This window comes from Flavobacterium sp. GQ95 (genome assembly GCF_059758655.1).
Genome location: NZ_JCAXEB010000008.1, coordinates 173,771 through 191,465, shown reverse-complemented (window position 1 = coordinate 191,465; position 17,695 = coordinate 173,771). Strand labels below are relative to the sequence as shown.

Annotated in this window: 22 protein-coding genes; 9 read left to right on the top strand and 13 right to left on the bottom strand. The window is 32.4% G+C overall.

Annotation, left to right across the window (positions count from 1 at the left end; translation table 11 throughout):
* Positions 1-42 precede the first annotated feature (42 nt).
* The 12 genes from AC6CH4_RS16490 to AC6CH4_RS16435 form a co-directional block, all read right to left on the bottom strand.
* The gene (locus AC6CH4_RS16490; RefSeq protein ID WP_498104848.1) at positions 43-1,005 is read right to left on the bottom strand and encodes a hypothetical protein; all 963 of its coding nucleotides are present in this window, start codon (positions 1,003-1,005) and stop codon (positions 43-45) included.
* Positions 1,006-1,017: 12 nt separating this feature from the next.
* Complete coding sequence (locus AC6CH4_RS16485; protein ID WP_498104846.1) at positions 1,018-2,058, bottom strand: hypothetical protein; 1,041 nt, start codon at positions 2,056-2,058, stop codon at positions 1,018-1,020.
* Between the two features lie 209 nt (positions 2,059-2,267).
* A complete protein-coding gene (locus tag AC6CH4_RS16480) occupies positions 2,268-3,326 on the bottom strand; it encodes a nucleoid-associated protein (protein WP_498104844.1) in 1,059 nt (352 codons plus the stop codon).
* A 43-nt stretch (positions 3,327-3,369) separates the two neighbouring features.
* Complete coding sequence (locus tag AC6CH4_RS16475; protein ID WP_498104842.1) at positions 3,370-3,729, bottom strand: four helix bundle protein; 360 nt, start codon at positions 3,727-3,729, stop codon at positions 3,370-3,372.
* A 93-nt stretch (positions 3,730-3,822) separates the two neighbouring features.
* On the bottom strand, positions 3,823-4,362 hold the full coding sequence (locus AC6CH4_RS16470) for an IS1096 element passenger TnpR family protein (RefSeq protein ID WP_498104840.1): 540 nt from the start codon (positions 4,360-4,362) through the stop codon (positions 3,823-3,825).
* A 184-nt stretch (positions 4,363-4,546) separates the two neighbouring features.
* Positions 4,547-5,149, bottom strand: coding sequence for an HPP family protein (locus AC6CH4_RS16465; RefSeq protein ID WP_498104838.1), 603 nt, complete (start codon positions 5,147-5,149; stop codon positions 4,547-4,549).
* A gap of 102 nt (positions 5,150-5,251) precedes the next feature.
* Positions 5,252-6,529 carry a chloride channel protein gene (locus AC6CH4_RS16460; protein WP_498104836.1) on the bottom strand — a complete coding sequence of 426 codons (1,278 nt, stop codon included), beginning with the start codon at positions 6,527-6,529 and terminating at the stop codon, positions 5,252-5,254.
* A 243-nt stretch (positions 6,530-6,772) separates the two neighbouring features.
* Positions 6,773-7,162, bottom strand: a complete 390-nt coding sequence (gene gloA2, locus AC6CH4_RS16455) for an SMU1112c/YaeR family gloxylase I-like metalloprotein (protein ID WP_498104834.1) — start codon at positions 7,160-7,162, stop codon at positions 6,773-6,775.
* Positions 7,162-7,737, bottom strand: coding sequence for a sugar O-acetyltransferase (locus AC6CH4_RS16450; protein ID WP_498104832.1), 576 nt, complete (start codon positions 7,735-7,737; stop codon positions 7,162-7,164). Before AC6CH4_RS16450 ends, gloA2 begins: the two co-directional genes overlap by 1 nt.
* A gap of 8 nt (positions 7,738-7,745) precedes the next feature.
* Positions 7,746-8,204, bottom strand: coding sequence for a YciI family protein (locus AC6CH4_RS16445; protein WP_498104830.1), 459 nt, complete (start codon positions 8,202-8,204; stop codon positions 7,746-7,748).
* Between the two features lie 10 nt (positions 8,205-8,214).
* Positions 8,215-8,673 (bottom strand): DinB family protein, encoded by a 459-nt coding sequence (locus tag AC6CH4_RS16440; protein WP_498104828.1) that lies wholly within the window; start codon positions 8,671-8,673, stop codon positions 8,215-8,217.
* 51 nt (positions 8,674-8,724) lie between these two features.
* Positions 8,725-9,453 (bottom strand): carbon-nitrogen hydrolase family protein, encoded by a 729-nt coding sequence (locus AC6CH4_RS16435; protein WP_498104826.1) that lies wholly within the window; start codon positions 9,451-9,453, stop codon positions 8,725-8,727.
* A 140-nt stretch (positions 9,454-9,593) separates the two neighbouring features.
* Between AC6CH4_RS16435 and AC6CH4_RS16430 the strand changes: the two genes are divergently transcribed.
* From AC6CH4_RS16430 to AC6CH4_RS16390, 9 genes are all read left to right on the top strand, one after another.
* On the top strand, positions 9,594-11,759 hold the full coding sequence (locus AC6CH4_RS16430; protein ID WP_498104824.1) for a TonB-dependent receptor: 2,166 nt from the start codon (positions 9,594-9,596) through the stop codon (positions 11,757-11,759).
* Between the two features lie 305 nt (positions 11,760-12,064).
* A complete protein-coding gene (locus AC6CH4_RS16425; protein ID WP_498104822.1) occupies positions 12,065-12,688 on the top strand; it encodes a hypothetical protein in 624 nt (207 codons plus the stop codon).
* 21 nt (positions 12,689-12,709) lie between these two features.
* Positions 12,710-14,068 carry a 2TM domain-containing protein gene (locus AC6CH4_RS16420; protein WP_498104820.1) on the top strand — a complete coding sequence of 453 codons (1,359 nt, stop codon included), beginning with the start codon at positions 12,710-12,712 and terminating at the stop codon, positions 14,066-14,068.
* A gap of 2 nt (positions 14,069-14,070) precedes the next feature.
* Positions 14,071-14,373, top strand: a complete 303-nt coding sequence (locus AC6CH4_RS16415) for a 2TM domain-containing protein (RefSeq protein WP_498104818.1) — start codon at positions 14,071-14,073, stop codon at positions 14,371-14,373.
* 2 nt (positions 14,374-14,375) lie between these two features.
* Positions 14,376-14,684 carry a 2TM domain-containing protein gene (locus tag AC6CH4_RS16410; protein WP_498104816.1) on the top strand — a complete coding sequence of 103 codons (309 nt, stop codon included), beginning with the start codon at positions 14,376-14,378 and terminating at the stop codon, positions 14,682-14,684.
* 2 nt (positions 14,685-14,686) lie between these two features.
* On the top strand, positions 14,687-15,016 hold the full coding sequence (locus AC6CH4_RS16405) for a 2TM domain-containing protein (RefSeq protein WP_498104814.1): 330 nt from the start codon (positions 14,687-14,689) through the stop codon (positions 15,014-15,016).
* A 2-nt stretch (positions 15,017-15,018) separates the two neighbouring features.
* Positions 15,019-15,324 carry a 2TM domain-containing protein gene (locus AC6CH4_RS16400; RefSeq protein WP_241775775.1) on the top strand — a complete coding sequence of 102 codons (306 nt, stop codon included), beginning with the start codon at positions 15,019-15,021 and terminating at the stop codon, positions 15,322-15,324.
* An 18-nt stretch (positions 15,325-15,342) separates the two neighbouring features.
* Complete coding sequence (locus AC6CH4_RS16395) at positions 15,343-15,711, top strand: 2TM domain-containing protein (protein ID WP_498104812.1); 369 nt, start codon at positions 15,343-15,345, stop codon at positions 15,709-15,711.
* A 39-nt stretch (positions 15,712-15,750) separates the two neighbouring features.
* The gene (locus AC6CH4_RS16390; protein WP_498104810.1) at positions 15,751-16,518 is read left to right on the top strand and encodes a LytR/AlgR family response regulator transcription factor; all 768 of its coding nucleotides are present in this window, start codon (positions 15,751-15,753) and stop codon (positions 16,516-16,518) included.
* Here AC6CH4_RS16390 and AC6CH4_RS16385 read toward each other — a convergent pair.
* Entirely contained in the window at positions 16,499-17,524 is a 1,026-nt protein-coding gene (locus AC6CH4_RS16385; protein ID WP_498104808.1) for a COX15/CtaA family protein, read from the bottom strand. The two genes, AC6CH4_RS16390 and AC6CH4_RS16385, sit on opposite strands and share 20 nt — an antisense overlap.
* Positions 17,525-17,695 lie beyond the last annotated feature (171 nt).

The window sequence follows — 17,695 nt, the reverse complement described above, 5'->3', positions numbered from 1 at the left end:
TACAATTTTGTATCTGCCACTTTTTTATCTATAAATGTGAATCTATTTTGTCCTCATGATTACCTTTTCGATCACAGAAAATCGATTGCTTTCCCCAACTTTTGATTCCGTTTGTTTTTGAATAAAATATTTATCAAGTTCGTAGGAAACAGCGGCTGAATCCGAAAGCTCTTTTAAGATTCTTTCTTTTGGTATTTCAAAACGACTTGTAATATTATTTTGGTCATGCATATACATTAATATTCCATCGGTTGTGTTTAAAAAAATGGCTTCTTTTTTTAACAGATTTACAAAACTAATTCCGGGATTGTCGGATTGATGTGGCTGCCATCCGCTGCTTAATTTATTTAATTCTTTTTCTAGTTTTGCAGGTTCTTTTAAAGCAATCAATTTTTCTAAGTCTTTAAATTCGATGTCCCGATTAGAAATATGTTTGAATCTTTTTATTGATTCGTCATCTACTATAACCCTGAAAATTTGTGGATTTTCTTTTAAATAAATAATATCGACATCAAGACCAACACCTACTTTTGAATACGCTTCTGCAGAAACATCTTCAGCAATAAGTTTATGTTCTACATTATCATCAGTAGTTAAAGTTAATGCAAGTGTATGGTCTGTATAACTACTTCGGGAGGATTGTGTTGTTTGAGAAAAGCCGCTGTCAATAGTTGCTTTCGCAAAAACACCTTCTTTTTTAATCTTTTCTTCCAGACGTTTGCTATAATTTATATTGATAAAAATAGATCCGAAAATAAAAATAGCAATAGGAATTAAAAAATTAGTTGCACTGTTTAAGTTTGGATCATCTGAATCAAAATAAAATAATTCGCTTATAGAATCCATTTTTGTGATTCCAAGAAAAACAAAAAATGCCACTAATAATGAAGTTACGACTCCAATTGACCAGCCTAAGGAATTATAATCAGTTTCAGGGAACAAAAAGAAAGGTAAGACGAGAATTACCAAAGCGACAAAATACCATTTTAGGTCTTTAATATTCATAATTTGGGGGATTTAAGATGAGAAGATAAAATTTGATGATCCACTGCCTTTAATTAGAAATGAATGTTTGATGTTATTAGAATCCAGAATGGTAACCTGAAAGCTATAATCCTTGTTATTATAGAAACTAAAATTATCACTTTCAGTATTCTCGAGAATAAATTTTGTAGGTTTTGATTTTGTTCCGGCTGTTACTTCCAGAGGTAATGTAGTATTCCACGGTATTGAGTTTGTAACGTTTTTAATAGATACAATCTTAAAAGCAGTACTGGAGTTGGTTAACTCAATCTGAATTACTTTATAGTCACTATAAGTTTGTGTAATGTTTATTTGAGGCTGGAATTTTTTTTCTACTGAAACCAATACATATAATCTATTTGATTTTAGAAGATTTTCGCCTTTGTAATTATACGTTTTAGAAGCATCATAATCTTTGTTAACAGCATTTTTTAGTGCCGCTTTTGATATTGAAATGGTATCTAAATTTTCTTTGTTATCATTGTAACATTCTTCTAATTCTACTTGTGTCGAATTAAGAAAAAAGCCCGGAATCAGCGTAAATAAAATTCGATCAGCATATACTTTTTCTACTTTCAGATACATTTTAGAATCAGAGGTATCTTCTTTGATATCTTGAAGTGTAAAGAATTCGTTTACGGTAGCGTTGTCAATATAATTGTCCAGTAACTGAACGTTTTCGTTGAAATATTTAATATTTTGTTTATGATAATTACTTTCTTTTACCTGTTCAACAAGGAAATAAATAAGAAATCCTATACCAATCAAAATAGGCAAGGTATAAGTGTACCAGGGACTTCTAATTTTTTGCCTTTTTTTTATTTCATAGATATAATGAGCCGGAAGCTCATATAATTGTCCATCTTTTTTTATGGCCCATATTTTTCCTGTTCCAAAAAAAGGTATCCAGTAAATATGAAAATAATTTTGACGAATTTCTATGTCGAAATGATTGTCTTGTTGAGTAGTAAAACCGAATTCATGCGAACTAAGTTCCTTAATTTTAAAATTTCTTTGACCGAAAACTATTCTCATATTTGGGGGGAGTATTGGTTTTGTATAGGCTAATTATGTTTAATGTTTTGAAAAAAAGGTTAAAATTTATTTGACGAATATATTAAAATAAATGTATTATTAACAAGTATTTTTTTTGTAAAGAAGTAATTATCAATAAAAAACGGCAATTACATATGTAATTGCCGTTTTCTGTTTTAGTAAGTAAGTAATGGAAAATGAATAACTTCTTAGCTTTTTTCTTCTTTATTGAAATACACTAAGTAGTAATACATCTGCTTTTCTTCATCCCAGCCTTTTTCAACAAATTTTTCTGCACTTTCAGGATTGATGAAATCCATTTTAATCTGAATGTGAGTGTCCAGATTAATAACGTTTTTAATCGATTTTCTGGCGTCAGAAACAGCTGCATTGGCAATAGGGAATGAGGTTACATCTTCGATGCTGTATTTTTCTCCTTTATCAACTTTATAGTTTTTGAATTCAGGAATTAAATCGGGATTGTCTAATACTTCATTTAAGAAATTTTGTTCTTCAAACTGATCATTTTTAGCAAAATAATTCACAGATCGGTTCATGAACATTACTTCTTCTTTCTTGTCTTCGGCAGGAAAAACAACATCTTTTGCAAATCCCTGGCAAAATTTCAGGTATTTTTTTGTGATAAAGTTTTCATCTTCAAAGGCATCTACAGACAAAAAGTGCTCTAACCAATAACGCGCGTCATAACGGTTGCTGTCTACAGTCAAAATTTTGTATCCTTCTTCTTTTTTGTAATTAAAAATCAAACAGCCTTTGTCAAGTTTGCTTAGGTTGATTCCTTGTTGCAAAATCATTTCAAGATTGCTCTCTTTTTCTTCAAACTGTAAAAAATCAGCCTGTATCTCACTTTTAAAAATTCCGATCGCATCAACAACATTATTGTCGATACTTAAATTTGTTAAGTAAGTAACATATACCTCTCCGTTTTTAATATGCGGATGATTAGACTGCTCAAATAAATGGGTAGTAATGTTTTTAGAAATCTCTTGCAATCTGCTCGGGTTATCAAAAATTTCAGTTGCATATTTAAACATGTCGTTATAATCCAAATCGACTTCGTGCGCAAACTGATAATAGTTTTCTTCTTTCTCTCTAAAAGGTTTAAAAAAGTACTCTTTTATCAATGGCACAATTTCATCATTCAAATTAAAAGGCTGTTCCGATAAAAAAATCGCTTCGTTTCTGCTTTTGTTTCCTACGCGGTGTATCGCAAGCGTCTCGATGTGGGTGTTGAAAAGGTTGATCATATTTTGAGTTACTGAGATTCTAAGTCTCTAAGATTCTAAGTTTTTAATTGGAGTCTTTTAATTTTCTGATTAATGACGCCAACATTCTTTCGATCTCTCGACTGTCCTCATATAAAAGGTTAAATTCTTCTTCGTTTATGTAAATTATATTTTTTGCAATTTCAAGCTGAGTTTGCATTTCAAATATAGAACCAAGATATATATATATAAATCGCAAAAAATCTTTATTACTTTCTCTCCCTGATCCTTCTGCAATATTACTAGGAATAGAAACTGAACTTCGACGTATTTGAGAAGTTAATCCAAACATTTCTTCTTTTGGAAATGTACTCGTTGCTTTGTAAATTTTGGTAACTAAGGTAATTGATTTCTGCCAAACTAAAATCTTTCTAAAATGACTCACTTTTTTATTTTTAAATCAATTATTAAAAACAAGAAAAATCTCTCAAATATAAAAGCTTAGAATCTTAGTATCTAAGCATCTTAGCAACTTGGATTAATTCCAATTCTCCTCAAATCCAAAATCCTCAAAACTATCATCTCCTTCGAACATGTCAAGATCTTCTTCATCCAGATCATCTTCAAATTCGCCGTAGATATCGTCGTGCATATCGGCTTCAAAGTTTTTTTCGATGGCTTCGTCAGGCATTTCTCCGTGAGAGAATAAAGTTTCAGGATACGGAACTCCGGCAATTTGGTCTTCAATAGCGGCTAATTCAACTAAGAAAGTCCACATATTGATGAAGTCATACACGTAGATTATTTTAGTGTTTTGTTCATCTAAGAGATCGGATAATTTGTAATCGCTCATGGTTCTTTGTTCTCCCGGAATGTCGCCCGTATCAAAAAGTGCGATTTCATCTTCCTGATTCCAAGTTTCATCGCAGGTATAAAACGAAGCTACTTCCATTCCGTCAAAACCAAAAGCGTTGAAGATCGCATTGTGTAAATCTTCAAGTGTATCATCTTCAAGAATTGCAATGTCTCTAAAAATATCTTCTTCGGCGTCTAGAATTACTCTAAATTTATAAACCATAATCTTTGTTTTTATTGAAAGGTCAAAGGTAAAATATAATTAATGATTTACGAATTAGGAATTGTGATTTGTTGAAAAGATTTTTCTTTTGTCAGGCTGAGCGAAGTCGAAGCCCATTCCGGTTGACAAGCTTTCTCCCGAATTCTCGGGATGCTTAGGATGACAATTGTGTTTATATAAAAATTTATTCTTTTCTGCCCAATCGTTTTCTAATCTTATGATAATGTTTGTGATAAGTACTATGACTCGGATAAGTTCTGCTCGAAGTCATATTATTAAAAATTAAAGCCGTTAGAAATAAGATTAAACAGCCAACTAAAACCGGAGAAAGCACATACATATAACCCAAAGCTTTTATTTTATCAGAACCAATAACAGCGATAAGAGCTGTTGCGCCTCCTGGTGGATGCAGGGTTTTGGTGATTTGCATTAAAATAATAGCCAGTGAAACAGCAAGAGGTGCAGCAATCCAGATAATATCCGGAGCTAGTTTATGAACTGTAACCCCTATAAATGCTGAAACTAAATGTCCGCCAATTAAATTTCGGGGTTGTGAAAAAGGGCTCTGAATAATTCCGTAAACCAAAACGCTAGAGGCTCCAAAAGAACCAATTAAATAAACGGCGTCATTTCCTGAAAAATGTATCGATTGAATATAAGCCAGAATTCCGATACCAACGAATGATCCCAAAAATGACCAAAAATGTTCTTTATAATCTACTAAAGTTTCTTTGTAAAGAATATAACGTGTTTTGCGATATCCTCTTTTTATTTTTTGAACAGGCATGTGGTATTTATATTTTAATAAACTTCGTTCCTAATTTTTGCTACAGATTTAATGATTCTAAAAGATTAATAATCTGTCTAATTAGTGAAAAAAACATCTTTTCTACTTTAATAAACTCGGAGCGTAGGTATAAACGGTGTGCGGGTAGATCATTTTCGCTGTATATTTAGAAATCAGGCAAACTACCAAAATTGGAAAAAACAAAGTATAATCGTTTGTTAATCCACAAACTAAAAATATTGCTGTAAAGGGCGCGTGAATACTTGCGCTTAGAACAGCTGCCATTCCGATAATCATAAAGTTTACAGGAATTACATTTACATGAAAAAAGGTATTTAAGATTGAAGCCAAAAGTAATCCTAAAAAAGCTCCGATAAAAAGGCTTGGAGCAAATACACCACCATCGCCACCTGAAGCTAATGTTATCGAAGTCACAATTGGCTTGAGAAGTAATATTCCGCCAAAAGTTAAAGCTAAAGTAAGTGTCATTATTTGATTTGAAGCAATGAAACTTGTTTTAATTGCATGATAACCTTCTCCGTATAATTGAGGAAAAATAAATAATGAAATACTCAAAACCGCTGATCCCAAAATAATTTTGTAATAATGAACCCCAATTTTTCCAAATTGAGATTTAAAGAATAAAACACAACGAGTAAGATAAACAGAATTCATTCCGGCCAAAATTCCCAAAAGAATAAAATACGGAATTGCTTTTAAATGCCAGGTTGTAATCGTAACAGCAAACAAGGGTTCTTCTTTTAAAATAGTAAGCAATCCAAAAGCCACTGAAACGGCGATAACATTAGATATAATAAAAGCGCGTGTCACTTTTCGTGAAATAACTTCCAGAGCAAATAAAATTCCGGCAATTGGGCTGCTGAATAAAGCAGTAACTCCCGCAGCAACACCTGCACAGATTAATTCGGTTTTGTATTGGCGAAAAACATTTTCTTTTTGTTGTGCTACAGAACCAATTGTGGCTGTGGCAACAACGGTAGAAACTTCTATTCCTGTTGATCCTCCAAAAATTACAGTTAATAAACCGTTTATAAAGTGTGACGGAATTTTGTAGGAAGGCAAATGTTTTGTTTTTGATTCTGTGCTTTCAAAAACTTCTTTGATGCCTTTGTTTTCCTTCTTTTTGAAAAGATATTGTCTCAGAAAATAAATTACAGATAATCCAAAAACAGGAAAAATGATATAAAAAATAGGATTTACCGAAACTTCATGAAAGAAGATTTCTTCGTAATATTCAGTGATTTTTTTTAGTGAGATTCCGAGAAAGGCAGAGAGAAAGCCAATTAATATAGAAACAATAACTAATTTTCGGAATTTAATAAATTGATGATTTTTTTTGATTTGCGCCGTTTTGTTCATCAGAAGTTAAATTTGTAAACCGCAATATTTTTATGCGGATTACAAAATTAGAGATCAAAATCGGTTTTTACTAAAAAATAGTCATTATATTATGTTAAAATTGAGAATATAGGAAAAATCTTTCAGTGTGTTTTTGTTGATATAGCGAGAAGGTATTTTGCCACAAAAACACAAAGGCGCTAATTTTTACATTATTTTCTTCTTTGTCCCTGTGAACCTCTGTGCCTTTGAACCTAAAAAAAATTATCTTTCATAAAACTCAATGGGCAATTCATCCGGATCAGCGATGAAAGTAAAGCGCTTTTCAGTGGTTTCATCAATTCTGATGGACTCTGATTCCACTTTTTTTGAATTCAGAAAAGCAATAGTTTCATCTAAATTAATTACTTCAAAAGCCAAATGACGCAAACCAACAGCTTCTGGTCTTGACGGACGTTTCGGTGGATTTGGAAATGAAAACAATTCGACAATATAAGTGCCATTTAAGGCTAAATCGAGTTTGTAAGATTGACGTTCTTCGCGATAAATTTCTCTGATAATAGTTAATCCCAAAACTTCAGTATAAAAAGTTTTAGATTTTTGATAATCGGAGCATAAAATGGCAATGTGATGAACTTTATTTAAGGTAAGCATTATGTATTTTGTTGGGGTTCTTGATTTAATTTTCTAATTATTTTCGCCGGATTTCCAACGGCCAACGAGTTGTCCGGAATGTCTTTTGTAACTACAGATCCTGCTCCAATAACACACCCTTTTCCGATGGTTACGCCTGGACAAATTACCGAGTTTCCGCCAATCCAGCAGTCGTCTCCAATAGAAATGGGTAATGCATTTTCTAATGATTTTCGTAATTCGGCATCAAGCGGATGTGTAGCAGTATAAATTTGAACATTCGGCGCAAAAAATACATTTGAGCCAATAATGACGGGCGCGCAATCTAAAACAACACAATTGACATTGAAATAAACGTTGTCTCCGCAAGTAATATTGTATCCGTAATCGCAATGAAATGGCGGTTCTATATAAAAACTCTTTCCTGTATTCGGAATTAATTCGGCCAAAATTTCTTTGGCTTTTTTAGTCAAACGATATTCGATTACATTTAAGCGATGTAATAAATTTTTGGCTTTTCGACGTTCTTTTACTAAAACAGGATTACCTGCGATGTAATATTCTCCCGAAATCATTTTTTCTTTTTCTGTCTTCATGCAGTAATCTATATTTTTTTCTTAGAAATCTTCTCATGAATTTTCAACGTTTCCTGCAAAGCCGCTGTCGCATACCAAGGCGTTAATTCGGCTTCTAATAAATTTGCTTTTATTGCCGGATCGGTTGCAACAAGTGCTTGTGCCTCTTCAATTGTTTCAACATTAAAAATATAAATGCCTCTGTAATTTCGATCGTTTTTCATAAACGGCCCGGCAACAACCAATTTACCTTCTTTGGCTAATTTGTTGATATTGGCCATATGACCTTCAAATAATTTTTGAGTTTCTTCTTTTGAAGCCGTTTTATTTGTCCCGGATTTCAAGAGACAGAATACGTATTTCTTCATTCCGTATTCATCGGCATTCAGAGATTTTGCCAAACTTTCATCGAATTTCACTTCAATTTCCTGAGCAAATCCAACTGCACTTAGGAGTAAAAACGCGAATAATAGTATTGATTTTTTCATATGAAATATTTTAAAGCAACTTCTTTAAAATCACAATCTGCCCCAAATGATAAACGTCATGCTGAATAATGCCATGAATATCTTCATAAAAATTATGATTGTTATTTGGATCTATTTTATCAAAATCGGCATCATTGAAATCATTAAAAAAGGCAGTCCATAATTCCTGTGATTTTGCAAGGCTTTGAAGGGATTGTTCCCAGGAAACTTCAGATGAATCCAGAATAGGAACAAAATAGTTATGATCAGGAGTTACTACAGTTTCACCCTGCACACGTCTTAGAATATTCCTTCTCCATTGTATAAGATGGTTGACAATTTCCCAAATCGTATTTAAATTCGGGTTTATTTTTCTGTAAGCCTGCTCTGCGGTCACATCTTTTAAAGTATTTGCTAAAGTTACCTCCAGCCACGGATTTCCATTATAAATGGATTGATATAAATTTGAAACTCTTCTGCTTTCTGACATTATGATGTTGTTTAATTGTTTGACTCTTAAAGATATAAAAAATGAATCTAGTTAAATAATTTGTTTCTTAACTTTCTCTGTTTCAGTATTAAAAATTATTATGCCTTCTTCCTGATTATCAAATTGAAGAAGTAATTCTCCTTCTTTATTCCAAACAGAACTAAAACCAGCACTAGTAAAATTATCACATTCTCCGATACAATTTGACATTAAAACAGGCATTTTATATTTTTTAGCGATGTTTGGATAATGAACAGAAGCTTTATTTATTCCGTTTTGTGACTTAGCAACGCTTGCAATATAAATTTGTGCTCCAAGCTTAACAGCTTCATCTGCATGATCAATTTGTAAGCTCTCGTAACAAATTGCGGGTGCAATTTTTTGGTTTTTAAGAGTGATTAAAATTTGTTCATTTCCATTTTTAAAATAAGGGAATTCATCCTCATGAAGCTGTTGCTTTGAATAAACTAGTCTTGGCTGTTTGGGCTGAAAAATAATCATGCTGATACGAGTTCCGTTTTGATGTATAGTTGGAACTCCAACTCCAAAGGCGATCATTTTCAGGTCGCTGATCTCTTGCAATACATCAAATTTTTTGTCATTTTTATTTACAGCAAGTTTTTCTGAAAGTTCTGGTTCATAACCTGTTAACGAAAGTTCCGGAAAAAAAATGAAATCAGTTTTTAATATAGAAGCAAGTTCAATAAATTTAATATGTTTTTCTATGTTAGCCGGAATATCTCCTTTCACTGGTTTTATTTGTGCAATGGCAATGTTCATTAGTTTTTTATTAGAAAGAAACAAAAGCTAAGATACAAATAAGTATTTTACAACTCATCCCCGAAATTCTACAATTGGGTTATTTAATATTTTTTAACAAGAATTGTTAAAATACATTTGCTTCATCAAAATCAAAAACCATGAAGACCAAATTATTTTTTACGATTGCCTTTTTATTTATTACGACACTCTTTTTCGCTCAAACTACCATTTCCGGAAAAGTGGTTGACGAAAAAGGAAAACCAGTTCCGGGCGCCAATATTTATATAGATGGAACTTACGATGGCGCAACAAGTTCTGAAACTGGAGAATTTTCTTTTGAAACTACAGCAACAGGAAATCAATTTTTAATAGTGAGTTTTTTAATTTATGATACTTTCAAAAAAGAAATTGATGTTACTAATTTTAAAGAGCAAACGATAAAATTAAGAGAAAATGTAAATGCGCTTGATGCCGTTGTAATCACTGCAGGAACTTTAGAATCTGGAGATAAAGCAAGAGTTTCGGTTCTTAAACCTTTAGATATTGTAACCACCGCAGGATCTGCAGGGAATATTATTGCAGCTTTGCAAACTTTGCCTGGAACGCAAACTGTTGGCGAAGACGGACGTTTGTTTGTGCGTGGAGGAGAAGCCAGCGAAACGCAGACTTTTGTTGACGGAATTCGTGTCGCACAACCGTACGGAGCTACAACCAATAATTTACCAACAAGAGGAAGATTTTCTCCATTTTTATTCAGCGGAATTGCTTTCTCAACTGGTGGCTATTCAGCTGAATATGGTGAAGCCTTGTCAAGTGTTTTATTATTGAACACACAAGATGAACCAGATATGAACAAAACCGATATTGCTTTAATGACCGTTGGTTTAGGTTTGGGAAATACTCAAAAATGGGAAAAAAGCTCTTTAAGCGTAAATACAGCTTACATTAATTTAGCACCTTATCAGGCCGTGATTCCTCAAAATGTAGATTGGAATAATCCATATCAATCTTTGTCTGGAGAAACGGTTTATCGTTATCATTTTGCAAACGGAATTTTTAAATTATACGCCGCATTTGATTCGGAGAAATTCGATTTGAATCAGAAAAATGTAAACTTCGAAGATAAAATCAGAACCGATTTGAACAATAATAATTTCTACTTAAACGCTTCTTACAAAGGAACTTTCGGAACGGGCTGGCAATTAACATCCGGGATTAGTTATGGCTACAACAGCAATAAAGTAAAATATGATATTAATGATGTTGACAGCAACGAAAACGCCGCACAATTGAAACTAAAACTGAGAAAAAATGTTTCAGATCATTTTAAATTGTCTTTTGGAGCCGATTATTTCATTACTAAATTCAATGAAAATTTCAATGATAATACTTCTATTCAGGTTTCAAATGGTTACGATTCAAATATCGCCGCCTTTTATACTGAAGGAGATATATTATTCTCGAAAAATCTGGCTGCAAAAGTAGGTTTTAGACTTTCAAACAACAGTTTGTTGAACGAAACTAATATCGCACCAAGAGCTTCAATTGCTTATAAAGTTTCAAAAAGCAGTCAGTTTTCTTTCGCTTACGGAGATTTCTCTCAAACACCAGTAGTAGATTACATTAAGTATTCAAAATACCATCAATTTGAAAGTGAAAAAGCAAGACATTATATCTTAAACTATCAATTTACAAAACCAGGACAAACTTTTAGAGCTGAGGCTTATTATAAAGATTACAGCAATTTGGTTCAGTACGATACGAGAGATATTGCTTATAATTCGGTTTTCAATAATAACGGTTCTGGATATGCAAAAGGTTTGGATATATTTTGGAGGGACAGCAACTTATATAAAAATTTAGAATATTGGATTTCTTATTCTTATATCGATTCAGAAAGACAGTACAAAAACTTTCCAACAATGGCAACCCCAAGTTTTATTGCCAATCATAGTTTATCAATTGTAACCAAATATTTCATTACCGACTGGAAATCGCAAATAGGTTTCACCAACAGTTACAGTTCAGGTCGTCCGTACAACGATCCAAACCAAACGCAATTCATGAACGGAAAAACAAAATCATACAACAGTTTGAGTTTTAACTGGGCGTATTTATTGACAACGCAAAAAATCCTGTATTTCTCTGTTTCAAATGTATTAGGAAGTCAAAACGTGTTTGGATACGATTATGCCAAACTTCCAGACGCCGGCGGAGCGTACCAAAGACAAGCCGTTGTACCGACCGCAGACCGATTTTTCTTCGTAGGCTTCTTCTGGACAATCAGTAAGAATAAAAATGAGAATCAGTTGAAGAATCTTTAAAAAAGATGCTAAGGTTCTGAGATACTAAGTTGCTAAGGTTTTTCTTAGCAACTCAAATTTTAGAAGCTTTAAAAAGACACAAAAGGGGGAAAACCTTAGAACCTTAGAACCTTAGCATCTTAGTCTCTCAGAACCTCAAAAAAAACAATTCAGTCATCAAATTCGACAACTCAGTATCATTTAATTTTAAAACAGTAAAAACCGATATACTTTTGAAGTATAATTAATCACAGAGTTTTAATCATCAATAAAAAAACTTAGACCCTTAGTAACTTAGAATCTTAGAACCTTAAAAAAAAGAAATCATGACCAAAATCATTACAATTACCACGTTATTTATTTGCAGTTTATTATCTGCACAAACACAATTTGAACAAGGAATGGGAAAAGCTTTTGGGCTTTGGAAAGAAGGAAAAAATACAGAAGCTTCGGCAATGTTTGAAAGAATCGCAGCGGCAGAGAAAACAAGTTATTTGCCAAATTATTATGTAGCTTTAATCAACACTACATCGGCTTTTTCTGAAAAAGACAAAACTAAAATCGATTTGTTATTGACAAAAGCACAAGACGCCTTGGACATCGAATTGATTAAGGATCAAAACAATGCTGAGTTATATGCGATGCAAGCTTTAATTTACACCGCCTGGGTAGTTGCAGATCCGATGACAAACAGTATGAAATATTCATCAAAAGTAATGGAAGCTTACGCAAAAGGAAAAACGATAGACCCAAACAATCCAAGAATTGTTTTTGGAGAAGCCGATTATCAATTGGGAGGAGCAAAATGGACAGGAGTTGATACAAAACCACTTTGTGTACAAGTTGATAAAGCTGTCGAACTTTTTGCTACTTTTAAACCAGAAACACCTTTTTCTCCAAAATGGGGATTGGAAAGAGCTTTAGAAGCACAAAAAAATTGCAAAAAATAAAACTAATTTAAGCTGATTATAATGAAAGATAATAGAAATACATATGCAGATTTAAAAAGCGGAACACTAGTTTCGTTTAAGATTTCTATGATTTTTACTGTAATATTTTCAGCTTTTTTAGGAGATGATTTAACGTTTCGAAACGTTCTTATAACTTTTTTTATAAGTTGTCTTTATTCCTTTGGAGTAGGTTTTGGAAATGGATATATCAATGTTCTTTTAGATAAAAAATGGGATTGGTTAGAGCAGACAAACTTAAGGGTTTATTATGGAATAATGGTAACGATTTTATATACGGTACCGATCGTTTTAGGAATAAATTATTATGTTTTTGTTATCCTTCAAAATTTCCCGATGGATAAATTCTTTAGCGAAAGAATGATTTGGATACATCTGTTTTACATTATTTTATCTTTAGCTGTTTCAACTTTCATGCAGGCCAGAAGTTTTATGGTAAAATGGAAACAGGCCTCAAAATTTGAAATAACACAACAAAAGATTATTGCGGGAACAGCAAACGCCAAATTCGAAAGCTTAAAAAACCAGATCGATCCGCATTTTCTTTTTAACAGCCTAAATGTATTAAGTTCCTTGATTGAAGAAAATCCGGATAATGCCCAGCGATTCACTACTTCTTTATCTAAAATTTATCGTTATGTTTTAGAACAAAAAGATAAAGAATTGGTTTCTGTTGATGATGAATTGTTGTTTGCAAAAACCTATATGAATCTGCTAAAAATGCGTTTCGAAAATAGTTTGTTTTACGAATTGCCAACGACACCAATTAATCCGGATGCAAAAGTGGTTCCGCTGTCATTACAGCTTTTATTGGAAAACACAGTAAAGCACAATGTAGTAAGCGAACAAAAACCATTGCATATTAGAATTTTTATTGATGGAGATTATTTAGCGATTCAAAATGATTTTCAGAAAAAAGAAGTTTTACAAGACAGACAAGGAGTTGGATTACAAAATATCGTAAATCGTTACGGAATTGTAACCAACAGAAAAGTATTGATTGAACAAAATGAACAAACATTCACAGTTAAGATTCCGATTTTAACAAAACAAATAACAGTTATGGAAACAAACGCAGACTATAGCGATGAAAATAAAGCTTATTTCAGAGCTAAAAAAAGAGTAGAAGAATTAAAAGGATTTTACGGAAATATAATTTCGTATTGCTGTGTAATTCCGTTTTTAATTTTTATAAATTTGAGGTATTCTCCTGGCTTTCAATGGTTTTGGTTTTCGGCTTTAGGCTGGGGATTTGGAGTTGTAATGCATGCTTTTAAAGTTTTTGGTTATAGCTCAGATTGGGAAGAACGAAAAATCAGAGAGATTCTGGAAAAAGAGAATAACAAGCAAACCTGGAAATAATTATGGAACCAAATTACGCTGAAGCAGAACGTTATTACCAGGCTCAAAAAAGGGTAAAAGAAATTAAAGATTTTTATTCACACTTAACGGTATACTTACTTTGTAACCCAATTGTAATCGTAGTAAATCTAATGACTTCGCCTGGCTATTTATATTTTTGGTATTCTTTACTTGGTTGGGGATTTGCGATTGTGATGCACGGATTGAAAGTTTTTAGAGTTTCACCAATTTTTAATAAGGATTGGGAAGAACGAAAGATTCGGGAAATTTTGGAGAAAGAAAGTAAAACGCAAACTTGGGAATAGTCATGGAACCAGATTATACTAAAGAAAGACGCTATCATCTGGCTCAGAAAAAGGTGAAAGAGATAAGAGAATTCTATCAGCATTTAACAGTTTTCATTCTTGTAACTATAATGCTAATTGTAATAAATCTTATGACTTCGCCAGAATATTTATGGTTTATTTGGTGCATACTGGGCTGGGGAGTAGGTGTCATTTTCCACGGATTGAAAGTTTTTGGAGTTTCACCATTTTTTAATAAAGAATGGGAAGAACGAAAAATTAGAGAATTTTTAGAGAAAGAAAAAGAAAGTAAAAAACAAACCTGGAAATAGCCATGGAAACAAATTGTAATTACAACAGAGAAAAATTTGAGCTTCAGGAAATCTTTAGCAAAAAGATAATAAAACTTAAATCCTTTTATATACACGCATTTATTTATGCTATCGGACTAATTGTTTATGTTTTAAAAGAATATTACGGAGTTTCTCTGAACTTCTTTCCGATACGATATTTGAATAGTGTTGTAATGGTAATTTGGACTACAGTATTTTTAGTGTCCGCAATTGATTTATTTGCATCTTATAAAATCTTTGATGAAGAATGGGAAGAACGCAAAATGAAAAGTCTTTTAAATAAAAAAACAAAAACACAAAAATGGGAGTAATTATGGAAATTAATTTTAACGAAGAAGATAAATATTATCTGGCTAAAAAGAAGGTCGAGAATATAAAAGGGTTTTATGGTAATTTAACATCTTATATAGGTGTTAATATCGTTTTGATTTTTATCAATTTATATACAACGCCACATCATTTATGGTTTTATTGGCCCTTAATATGGTGGGGAGTAGGAGTTGTTTTTCATGGTTTGAAAGTTTTCGAAATATTTCCGGTTTTAGGAAAAGGCTGGGAAGAAAGAAAGATCAAAGAGATCATGGATAAAGAAAAAGAGAACCAAAGTAAATGGCAATAACTTTTAAAGCGAAATAAAATGGGACGTTATAGAAGACGCATGTACGAAGAGTACGGACAGGAATTTAATAATGACGAACGCTTTGAAATGGCATATAAAAAAGTAAAAAGAATAAAAGGTTTTTACTCACATTTAAAGATTTACATTATTGTAAATATTATAATTATCATTTCAAATTTGAATAGGGATTTTGTTGGATTCAGATTTCAACAGAATGATTTACTAGATTTGCATACCTATTCAACAGCATTTTATTGGGGTATAGCCTTATTGATTCACGCCTTTACAGTATTTGGGCCGGACATTTTTTTCAATGGTGATTGGGAGCAAAAGAAGATCCAAAAATATATGGATAAGGAAGCTTCAAATACCAATAAATGGGAGTAATTTTTAAATTATTTTTTTTCAATTTTTTCAGTTTAGTAAATGACTACATTAATTATAGAAGACGAAAAACCGGCAGCAAGATTATTGCAGCGAAAGCTTGAAAAGTTAGAGATTGCCGTAGAAACCATGTTGCATTCTGTAGAAGAATCTGTAGATTGGTTCACCAACAATGAACATCCCGATTTGATATTTTTGGATATCCAATTATCTGACGGTTTATCGTTTGAAATTTTTGAAAAAATAGATATTAAAAGCGCTATTATTTTTACAACAGCTTATGATGAATATGCTTTAAAAGCATTTAAGCTGAACAGTATAGATTATCTTTTAAAACCAATTGATGAGGATGATTTGGAAATAGCTGTTGCTAAATTTAAAACGCGTTTACCAAAATCAAATTCGGAAAACCAAAATCTTCAGCTTGATTTTGAACAAATTCGCCGAATGCTTTCAAATCCTTTTGAAAAGAATTATAAAAAGCGATTCACCGTTAAAATTGGTCAACATTTAAAAGTAATTACTACTGATGAAATTGAATGTTTTTTCAGTGAAAACAAAGGAACTTATATACATACTTTCGATAACAGAAACTATTTAATCGATTCGACTTTAGAAATCCTGGAGCAGGAATTAGACATGAAAGATTTCTTCCGGGTAAGCAGAAAATTCATTGTGCCGCTTCAGGCGATAAAAGAAATTCAGGTCTATACCAATTCCCGTTTAAAAGTAATTTTACCTTCATACAAAGAAGATGAGGTAGTGGTAAGCCGTGAAAAAGTACAGGATTTTAAGAGTTGGCTGGGTTAGGTTTTTTAGCTTCCAAAATCATATAAAACTGAATTCCGAATAAGATGGAAGCCAATACCAAGTGTATCGCCTGACTTCCTATTGGGAAATCAAGATAGGCCATCGCCATTCCGGTTAGGATTTCAACTCCAATTAAAGCAAGTACCCAGTTTATTTTTGAATATCCCAAGCCAAATTTGGTGTTTTTAATGTATAAATAAACATTTACCAAAAAGACCAAAATAGAAAATGAACGATGAACGTAAAAAGTAATTGATGGATTTTGCAACCAAAGGATACTGGCGGTCAAACCATTTTTAACTTGTTCATCTACAAACTGACGCACTTGTGTTCCAATTGCTACCTGAATTAAAGTCAGTAAAAGAGAAAATAAAAGTACGTTTCTAAAAGTTGAATTGTACTTTACAGTAGCTACTTTTGGTCTGGCCAATTGAATGATATATAAAATTACCGCAACAATTACCAAAGCCATAACCATGTGAACTGTTATTTTTATTGGGTTTAATACGGAGTAAACTACTTTTGCACCTAACCAGGCCTGAAAACCCATCATAAAAACGACTAACCAGGAAAGTAAAGTGATTTTTTTGTTTTGTTTCCAATATCTGAAAGAGGCGATTGCCATGAAAAAACAAGCCATTCCCGCTAAAGCACCACAAAGCCTGTTGATGTATTCAATCCAGGTATGCAACGGATTAAAAAGCGCATAATCATGTTTAGTATATTTTTCCCAATGTGAAGCATCAAAGGAAGTTTCTGTGGTAAAATTATCTTTTGCAACCAAAAGACTTTTATCTTTAATAATTACTTGTCCTTTTTCGAAAACACGATTCGGCTCCCAGGTTAATTCTTTCAAATCTGTTGGCGGAATATAATATCCAAAACATTTCGGCCAATCCGGACAACCCATTCCAGATCCTGTCATACGAACCAAAGCTCCTGCGACAATTACTAAATAAACTAAAACTAATGCTGTTTTTGCGATTGTAGGGAAATGTTTTTTCATTCTTTTAGTGACTAAGATTCTGAGATTCTGAGATGCTAAGTTTTTTAATTTTATTTAAATGGAAAATTATCAGGACGTTGCCTAGTGTCCCAGATGTCCAGAACGATAATTTCGGTTGGCGTTATTTTATAAGTTAATTCAAAATGATTAATAATTATGAATTTTATATCT

What these genes read in the sequence shown, in the direction of transcription:
- AC6CH4_RS16390 (WP_498104810.1), top strand. Translation starts at nt 15,751, where the DNA reads ATGACTACATTAATTATAGAAGACGAAAAACCGGCAGCAAGATTATTG.
- gloA2 (WP_498104834.1), bottom strand. Translation starts at nt 7,162, where the DNA reads ATGCTTACCTTAAATAAAGTTCATCACATTGCCATTTTATGCTCCGAT.
- AC6CH4_RS16425 (WP_498104822.1), top strand. Translation starts at nt 12,065, where the DNA reads ATGACCAAAATCATTACAATTACCACGTTATTTATTTGCAGTTTATTA.
- AC6CH4_RS16490 (WP_498104848.1), bottom strand. Translation starts at nt 1,005, where the DNA reads ATGAATATTAAAGACCTAAAATGGTATTTTGTCGCTTTGGTAATTCTC.
- AC6CH4_RS16395 (WP_498104812.1), top strand. Translation starts at nt 15,343, where the DNA reads ATGGGACGTTATAGAAGACGCATGTACGAAGAGTACGGACAGGAATTT.
- AC6CH4_RS16420 (WP_498104820.1), top strand. Translation starts at nt 12,710, where the DNA reads ATGAAAGATAATAGAAATACATATGCAGATTTAAAAAGCGGAACACTA.
- AC6CH4_RS16460 (WP_498104836.1), bottom strand. Translation starts at nt 6,529, where the DNA reads ATGAACAAAACGGCGCAAATCAAAAAAAATCATCAATTTATTAAATTC.
- AC6CH4_RS16410 (WP_498104816.1), top strand. Translation starts at nt 14,376, where the DNA reads ATGGAACCAGATTATACTAAAGAAAGACGCTATCATCTGGCTCAGAAA.
- AC6CH4_RS16480 (WP_498104844.1), bottom strand. Translation starts at nt 3,326, where the DNA reads ATGATCAACCTTTTCAACACCCACATCGAGACGCTTGCGATACACCGC.
- AC6CH4_RS16440 (WP_498104828.1), bottom strand. Translation starts at nt 8,673, where the DNA reads ATGTCAGAAAGCAGAAGAGTTTCAAATTTATATCAATCCATTTATAAT.
- AC6CH4_RS16450 (WP_498104832.1), bottom strand. Translation starts at nt 7,737, where the DNA reads ATGAAGACAGAAAAAGAAAAAATGATTTCGGGAGAATATTACATCGCA.
- AC6CH4_RS16435 (WP_498104826.1), bottom strand. Translation starts at nt 9,453, where the DNA reads ATGAACATTGCCATTGCACAAATAAAACCAGTGAAAGGAGATATTCCG.
- AC6CH4_RS16470 (WP_498104840.1), bottom strand. Translation starts at nt 4,362, where the DNA reads ATGGTTTATAAATTTAGAGTAATTCTAGACGCCGAAGAAGATATTTTT.
- AC6CH4_RS16415 (WP_498104818.1), top strand. Translation starts at nt 14,071, where the DNA reads ATGGAACCAAATTACGCTGAAGCAGAACGTTATTACCAGGCTCAAAAA.
- AC6CH4_RS16430 (WP_498104824.1), top strand. Translation starts at nt 9,594, where the DNA reads ATGAAGACCAAATTATTTTTTACGATTGCCTTTTTATTTATTACGACA.
- AC6CH4_RS16465 (WP_498104838.1), bottom strand. Translation starts at nt 5,149, where the DNA reads ATGCCTGTTCAAAAAATAAAAAGAGGATATCGCAAAACACGTTATATT.
- AC6CH4_RS16385 (WP_498104808.1), bottom strand. Translation starts at nt 17,524, where the DNA reads ATGAAAAAACATTTCCCTACAATCGCAAAAACAGCATTAGTTTTAGTT.
- AC6CH4_RS16400 (WP_241775775.1), top strand. Translation starts at nt 15,019, where the DNA reads ATGGAAATTAATTTTAACGAAGAAGATAAATATTATCTGGCTAAAAAG.
- AC6CH4_RS16445 (WP_498104830.1), bottom strand. Translation starts at nt 8,204, where the DNA reads ATGAAAAAATCAATACTATTATTCGCGTTTTTACTCCTAAGTGCAGTT.
- AC6CH4_RS16405 (WP_498104814.1), top strand. Translation starts at nt 14,687, where the DNA reads ATGGAAACAAATTGTAATTACAACAGAGAAAAATTTGAGCTTCAGGAA.
- AC6CH4_RS16485 (WP_498104846.1), bottom strand. Translation starts at nt 2,058, where the DNA reads ATGAGAATAGTTTTCGGTCAAAGAAATTTTAAAATTAAGGAACTTAGT.